Annotated in this window: 8 protein-coding genes and 1 pseudogene; 3 read left to right on the forward strand and 6 right to left on the reverse strand. The window is 42.6% G+C overall.

All coding sequences use genetic code 11. The annotated features are described in order from the left end of the window. Window positions 1-276, forward strand: a pseudogene (locus H6G40_RS24070) (IS1634 family transposase); the annotation flags it as partial. A 259-nt stretch (window positions 277-535) separates the two neighbouring features. Next, window positions 536-931 carry a helix-turn-helix domain-containing protein gene (locus H6G40_RS22110; protein WP_002733792.1) on the forward strand — a complete coding sequence of 132 codons (396 nt, stop codon included), beginning with the start codon at window positions 536-538 and terminating at the stop codon, window positions 929-931. Between the two features lie 60 nt (window positions 932-991). Here the strand turns inward: H6G40_RS22110 and shc are convergent, their stop codons facing one another. From shc to H6G40_RS22140, 6 genes are all read right to left on the reverse strand, one after another. Then, the gene (gene shc / locus H6G40_RS22115) at window positions 992-2,899 is read right to left on the reverse strand and encodes a squalene--hopene cyclase (protein WP_002732984.1); all 1,908 of its coding nucleotides are present in this window, start codon (window positions 2,897-2,899) and stop codon (window positions 992-994) included. 256 nt (window positions 2,900-3,155) lie between these two features. Next, window positions 3,156-3,911, reverse strand: coding sequence for a translation elongation factor Ts (tsf, locus tag H6G40_RS22120; RefSeq protein WP_002753383.1), 756 nt, complete (start codon window positions 3,909-3,911; stop codon window positions 3,156-3,158). A 116-nt stretch (window positions 3,912-4,027) separates the two neighbouring features. Further along, the gene (gene rpsB / locus H6G40_RS22125) at window positions 4,028-4,825 is read right to left on the reverse strand and encodes a 30S ribosomal protein S2 (RefSeq protein ID WP_043997933.1); all 798 of its coding nucleotides are present in this window, start codon (window positions 4,823-4,825) and stop codon (window positions 4,028-4,030) included. 156 nt (window positions 4,826-4,981) lie between these two features. Then, window positions 4,982-5,449 (reverse strand): thioredoxin-dependent thiol peroxidase, encoded by a 468-nt coding sequence (bcp, locus tag H6G40_RS22130; protein ID WP_016515241.1) that lies wholly within the window; start codon window positions 5,447-5,449, stop codon window positions 4,982-4,984. Between the two features lie 2 nt (window positions 5,450-5,451). Beyond that, entirely contained in the window at window positions 5,452-6,300 is an 849-nt protein-coding gene (locus H6G40_RS22135) for a M56 family metallopeptidase (RefSeq protein WP_190538247.1), read from the reverse strand. After that, window positions 6,300-6,788: a BlaI/MecI/CopY family transcriptional regulator gene (locus H6G40_RS22140; protein WP_002753379.1), complete on the reverse strand. Its 489-nt coding sequence runs from the start codon at window positions 6,786-6,788 to the stop codon at window positions 6,300-6,302. The genes H6G40_RS22135 and H6G40_RS22140 overlap by 1 nt, the downstream gene beginning before the upstream one ends. A 20-nt stretch (window positions 6,789-6,808) precedes the next feature. Between H6G40_RS22140 and H6G40_RS22145 the strand changes: the two genes are divergently transcribed. Continuing rightward, window positions 6,809-7,099 (forward strand): small RNA NsiR4-regulated ssr1528 family protein, encoded by a 291-nt coding sequence (locus tag H6G40_RS22145; protein ID WP_002732452.1) that lies wholly within the window; start codon window positions 6,809-6,811, stop codon window positions 7,097-7,099. Window positions 7,100-7,214: the final 115 nt, after the last annotated feature.

Below are 7,214 nucleotides of genomic sequence, written 5' to 3' on the forward strand. Positions count from 1 at the left end.
AAAGGGGCAACACTGTCCATGAATGAAGGCATTCCCAATCATTTTGAAGTGATTAGAAGTCTTCCTCATGGTCATGTAATGGCTATTTTAGAGACGATTAAAAAATTAGGTTTAGATAAAATAATCAGTAAAAAATCCTCACGAATCAGAAACTTAGTAGTGGCGATGATTGTGGCAAGAATCATCAATCCTAAATCAAAACTAGCCACAGCGAGAGGGTTTAATAGCGAGACTGGCAGTCAGAGTTTAGGACAATTGTTAGACTTAGAGAAAGCCGGCTCTTTGGTTTGTGTTATGCAATGGACGGGGGATATAAGGGATGTAACCCTTATGTAGAAAAGCATTTGGCGATTTTTGTCAATTGTTTTTGATCTAGAGCGAACTAATCAATTAAATCTCTTACCAGATAATGATTTAGTCGATTTATGCCCCCATATCGAATCATACCAAGTAACGAAGAACCTAAATTATTAACTAAAAATTTTGTATCTCCTTCAGTCACCCCTATTTAAACCATAAAATTAGAGTTATCTTTATGTTTGCCACTGATAAATACTTAGAATTATTAAAGCAATACCCTCCTTGTCCTATTCACAATGAGGAAGACTTAGAAATGATGCAGGAGGTTATTAATCGCCTTTTAGACAAACCCCAATTAACGACAGAAGAAAGGGAATATCTAAATGTTTTAGGGTCTTTAATTTATGAGTATGAGGAAAATCAAGAGCCAATACCTGATATTTATGGACTTGAATTGTTGAAATTTATATTAGAGGAAAGAAACCTACAAAAGCAAGATTTGCTATCTATTTTTGAAAGTAAGTCAACCCTGGATGACATTCTTGATGGCCAACAAGATCTAACTCCTATCTATATTCAAAAATTAGCCAATTTTTTAAATATATCTCCTGATTTATTTTTTCCTAGTTAGTCACAAAAAATGCGTTAGACAGTTAAGCTTATTTCCTGTCTTAACGCATAGGTTAACAGACTAAATTAAAGCCTGATAACGCCCCAAAGCCAGTAGAGGAAAATACTGCTGATAGAAATGATATTTCAGGTAAAAATGACAGGGAAAACCTGTACCGGTGAAGTAATCTTCATCCCATGTACCATTTTCTTTTTGGGTAACAAGAAGATAATTAACGCCCTTTTCAATCACTTCTCGCTGATAATTGCCGGTGACTTTCCCGACGGCTAATAAACCGATTAATGCCCAAGCAGTTTGGGAAGCGGTACTATTTCCCTGTCCTTTAAATTTAGGGTTATTGTAACTAAAACAGGTTTCACCCCAACCACCATCAACATTTTGACAACTGCTTAACCAATTGGCTCCTTTTTGCAATTGCTGGCGATATTTATTCGGTTCCAGAAAAGCCAAAGCAGATAACGCCCCACTGGTTCCATAAATATAATTTACACCCCAACGACCAAACCAACTACCATCAGCTTCCTGTTCTTTTTCCAGATAATCCAAAGCTTTTTTAACTCGATTTTCCTCCATTTTAACATCACAAGTGCCTAACATTTCTAGAACTCTGGCAGTAACATCAGCCGTATTAGGATCGATCATTGCTTTTAGATCGGCATAGGGCAAAGAATTAAGCCAGTTTTGAGCGTTATCGATGTCAAAAGCTCCCCAACCACCAGCTTTACACTGCATAGTAGCCATCCAATTAACTGCCCGTTTCATCACGCTTTTTTTAATATTTTCATCGGGCATTTTAATTAACTCTAAAGCCATCACCACCACTGCCGAATCGTCTAAATCGGGATACCAGCGATTGTCAAATTCAAAAGCCCAACCCCCGGGGGTTCCGATTTTATTTTTAATCGCCCAATCGCCATAATCAAGAATTTGTTGATCGATTAACCATTGTCCCGCTTTAATTATAGATGGATGAGCGGGATTTAGACCGGATTCAATTAGCGATCGAATTACCCAAGCCGTATCCCAAACCGGCGAAACACAGGGCTGCACACAATAGGTATTATCCGTCTGAATAGCAAAATTATCCACCGCTTTTAAACCCCGGGCAACAATCGGATCGTCAACATCATAACCTAGGGCTTTTAAAGCTAATAGGGAATTTAACATCGCCGGGATAATTCCCCCCCAATCGCCTGTGTCTTCCTGTCGTTCAATTACCCATTTTTCCGCCGCTTTCAGACTTTCTTGACGGAAGGGAACTAAATCAGTTTTTTCTGCCCATTTAAACAGCCCATCTAACCAGAGGAAAACATCCGCCCAATCGTTATTTTTTGGTAACTCATACTTGACATTATTCACCCCTTCTGTATAGAGTTCATCGAGATTAAAACCCATTTTATACACGGGTTTTTTGTCGAAAACAATTAATAAAGGAACCGTACTTCCCCGCGCCCAACTGGACATTTCATAGATAGTAAAAGGGAAATTTTCCGGCAGTAGCATAATCCAAGCGGGGATAGAGGGAACCCCCTGCCAATCGTAACAACCAATTAAAGCGAGGTGCATTTTGGTGAAAATGCGGGTTTTGCTGATGCCACCTTTAGCTAAGATAAATTCTCTAGCTTTTTCTAAAGCAGGATCATTAACAGGAATTCCCAATAGTCGCAGCCCCATGTAGGCTTCCACAGTGGTGCTAAGATCGCCACCATCCCCATAAAATAACTCCCAAGCGCCGTTAGGACACTGTTGCTGACGCAGATAGGTGGCTGCTTTGTCTAGGGGGCGTTTTTTGTCAGTTTTCCAGATTTTGTGCAGTAAAATTGCTTCTGAGGTGATGGTGACATTAGATTCTAATTCTGCCCACCAGTAACCCTCAGAGTATTGGGTAGAAAGTAAATAATTTTGAGAAAGTTCGATCGCTTTCGCTGTTTTAGCGGCTATTTCGGTGATTTTGTCCTGAATCTGCATTTTTTCCGTTCGACAACCTCTAGGGACCACCAGTGCAAATAAGATAATCTTATTTACAAAGTTTTTAATAAGTAGGTAAAAGATAGGCTTTTGTTCCCAAAGAATCCAGTAAAGGAATCTGCTTTAGTTGCCACTTTCTTTTTTCTTTTCACTGATTACTGTTTACTGATTACCGATAACTGATCAAGTACCCCCACCCCCCTGAAGACAAAAAGGGTACGAAACTCGCACCCCACCAGATTGATCTTCATTGAACTTACTTTTTCTTTTTGCCTTTAGCGGGCGGATTATCCTTCGCTGCCGGTTCCGGGGCTTTTTCCTCCACTTGCGGGGCGGCTGCTACCGGTTCCGGGGCTTTTTGTCCCATTTGGGCGGCTACTTCGGCGGCGAAATCCGTTTCTTCTTTCTCGATCCCTTCACCTAGTACAAAGCGTTGGAAACGACGCACCTGAATATTTTCTCCCAAAGCGGCGATCGCTTGTTTGAGCAATTCGTCAATACTGATGTTCTGATCGCGGATAAAGGGTTGATCGAGCAGAGAAAGTTCTTTCAAACGTTTTTCAATACGGCCGGCCACGATTTTTTCTTTGATATTATCGGGTTTATTGGCTAAATCGTCCCGTCCCATCTCAATTTCTTTTTCTTTGGCGGCGATTTCGGCGGGAATATCGGCCACTTTTACATATTCGACGTTAGGACAAGCGGCAATCTGCATCGCCACGTCATTAACCAATTTTTTGAACTCCTCGCGACGGGCAACAAAATCGGTTTCACAGTTCACTTCCACTAAAACACCGATGCGGCTGCCGGTGTGGATGTAACTGCCGATCATCCCTTCTGCCGCTACCCGACTAGCTTTTTTCTCGGCGGAAGTAATCCCTTTTTGTCGCAACCATTCGATCGCTTTGGTTATATCCCCCGCGTTTTCCGTCAGCGCCCTCTTGCAATCCATCATGCCGGCGCCGGTCTTTTCCCTAAGTTCTTTAACCTGTTGTGCTGTAATTTCCGCCATAAAATTCCTAACCTACTGCTTATAATTGATCATGCCACGAGAGGGGCAGGTTTGACCGCTCGATAGGCTCGGAAAGTTTCCCCCCGAACCTAGCTGCGATCAATAGCTAATTTTCCCTAGTTATCGTCGTCTCCACTGGCAAATTCGGCGGCGTATTGGGAATAATCACCTTCTTCCTCGTACTCGGTTTCATTATCGTAGTCTTCCTCGTATTCTTCCACCGCTGCTTGACCACCGCGACGACCTTCGATGATCGCATCGCTAATTTTGCCTAAAATCAGTTTAACTGAGCGAATTGCGTCATCGTTGGCGGGAATCGGCACATCTACCAAGTCGGGATCACAGTTAGTATCCAAGAGGGAGATGATGGGAATGCCCAATTTTTGGCATTCTTGGATAGCGTTGTATTCCCGACGCTGATCGACTACGACGACTAAATCCGGCAGCCGGCGCATGGTTTTAATGCCACCGAGGTATTTTTCCAGTTTGCCCAATTCCCGACGCAGTACCGATGCTTCTTTTTTCGGTCGTTTATCGAGGGCGCCGCTATTTTCTAATTCTTCTAATTCTTTGAGTCTTTCTACCCGGCCGCGAATGGTTTCCCAGTTGGTTAACATTCCCCCTAACCAGCGTTGGTTAACGAAGTGGCTACCGCTGCGTAAAGCTTCCTGTTTAATGATTGCTGCCGCTTGCCGTTTCGTACCGATGAATAAAAAGCGTTTACCGCTATCGGCTTCTCCTCGGACAAATTCGTAAGCTTCTTCGATTAATTGGGCGGTTTGCACCAAATCAATGATATGAACCCCATTCCGGGCAGTGTAGATGTACTGAGACATTTTCGGGTTCCAACGGCGCGTTTGATGGCCGAAGTGAACCCCAGACTCTAGCAATTCTGCGAGAGAGACAACGGGCATATTTTTCTCCTTTTCGGGTTTATCCTCCATCTAGGGCTGGATTTCTAGATTCCTAGAAACACCCGATCGCCTAGATGTGCGATTTTTGACAACTTTTCTAGTCTAACACGAAAGGGCGCAATTGCATACCCGTAAATATTGGGTACTGAGGGCTTGCTACTGCAATTCCTCAAGTTTTTTCAAAACCGCTTCTGCATGGGCTTTTACCTTGACATTTGACCAAATATAGGCAATATTTCCCCGGGGGTCGATCAGGAAAGTGGCTCTTTTAATCCCCATATATTCCTTACCCATAAATTTTTTTAATCCCCAGACTTGATAAATTTCCGCCAGTTGATGTTCGGTATCGCTCAATAATTGAATAGTTAAATTGTGTTTTTCAATAAAACGACAGTGGGACTTCTCTGAATCGGGACTAACTCCTATAATTACCGCGTTTAATTGCTGAAATTGCGGCGACAAAGCGGTAAAATCGATCGCTTCTGTGCTGCAGCCCGGAGTGTTATCTTTGGGATAAAAATATAAGACCAACCACTGACCGGCAAAATCTGCTAATTTACTGATTTCGCCTCTTTGGTTGGGGGTGGCAAATTCGGGGGCTTTTTGTCCAACTTCTAGGGTCATTTTTAGGAGTGTAAAGGCAAGAGTAAGAAAGGAGCAAGGGAGAGGGAAAGCAATAGCCAGACTTGATAGTTAAATCTGGGAAGTTCGGGGTTTTCTGACTCGACTAAAGCATTGATTCTCTCTAATAAACGATTATTTAAAGAATGATCATTGAGAGCGACACAGCAACTATCAGAGAAATTTATTTCCGCTACTTGATTAACTTTTTCTGCTACTAAAAGCAGCGATTCAGCTAATAGTAAATAATCCACTTGTCCAGAAGCGTACTTATCGGCGCGTAATTCCCGCAAGAAGACCAATTCTGACCATAAATTCTCGCTATTGGGCAGCCAAGAAGACATCGATCGCAACCAAGCTAACCAGAAAAACCAGAAAGTGTCATGATATTCTTGGTGAGCTTGTTCGTGGGCTAAAACTGCTTGTAAATGTTCTTGATCCAAGAGATTTAATAATCCTTGGGTTACAATTAATTCCGACTTCCAAAAGCCAACTCTGGCACTGTAGGGAAAATCCACCGCTAAAACTCTCGCCTTCTGAGCGGTGATTTTTTTGAGGGGATAACTGCTAAAATCCCGATGGGTTTGCCAAGTTTGATAGGAGAGTTTTATCAGACAGAATATAGCAAAAACTAGCCAAATTATGGCACTAAAGTAACTAATTAAACTGGAGTTATAGCCTAGCATTTGCCCGCGATAGCCCATACAAACCACCGATATAACTGTCATTAACAGCAGCAAAGGAGGAAAGAGGAAGAAAAATAGCGTTGTCTGCCAACGACGCTGATAGCTGGGCAGAAACCAACGTAAACCAATGGCGATAGTTAATGCTAGTAATAACATTGAACCGTGCATTAGCTTTCTCTCCGTTGTTGACGCAGGGTATCTAAACGAGATGCGATCGCTTTTAATTGTTCGACACTAGCAGTATCGAGACTATCGGCAAAAGAAGCCACCACATCCGCATTACCAATAGCCAAAAAACGATGTAATTGTTCGTAGGCTTTAATTGCCTGTGCTTGTTCCTTAGAAACCATCGGTTTCCAGTAGAAAATCCGACCCTGTTTATAACAACTTAACCAGCCTTTATTAGTTAAACGACGCAGTACCGTAGTCACAGAAGTATAGGCCAGATCCCGTTCTGGATCCGCTAAAATGCGATCGTGGACATCCTTAACGCTAACGGGTTCCAATTCCCAGACAATATTGAGAATTTCCGCTTCTAGGGGGCCCAGGGATAACTGTTTTGGTTGATAGGTCGGCAATTGAGCCATAGTCACACAGAAATGAAGATTACTTTCCTGATCATAGCGGCGGATATCGATCGCCTGATAAAATAGCAACGATCCTTTATATTGTCTTTATGTCCACCGAAACTAATTTAACCACAACTACGGGCGCTGATGCCATTGATGTGGCGATCGCTAATGGCATTGATTTTGATGGTTCCCCAATTCCCCCGGCAAAATTGGAACTTTATCACCGGGTAATGGGTTTGGAAGCAGGACGACAAAGAAGCGGGGTTTCTAACACGATGAGATCGCGAATTGTCCGCATCGGGGCCAAACATATCCCCCAAGAGGAGTTAAATCAGCTGTTGTTAGCCGCCGATTTTGCCCCTCTCAAGGAGAAAGAAATCGCTTTTTACCTATAATGTCGGCTTTTCATCTCTCGGTTTCACCTCGGAGATGAAAAGTTCCGCCAGCATAGAACAGCGAAGCACGACTAAGAATAACTCTAATCTATAGTTGCCAATTTAATTTTAGTAT

It is taken from the genome of Microcystis viridis FACHB-1342 (assembly GCF_014698335.1).
GTDB lineage: Bacteria > Cyanobacteriota > Cyanobacteriia > Cyanobacteriales > Microcystaceae > Microcystis > Microcystis ichthyoblabe_A.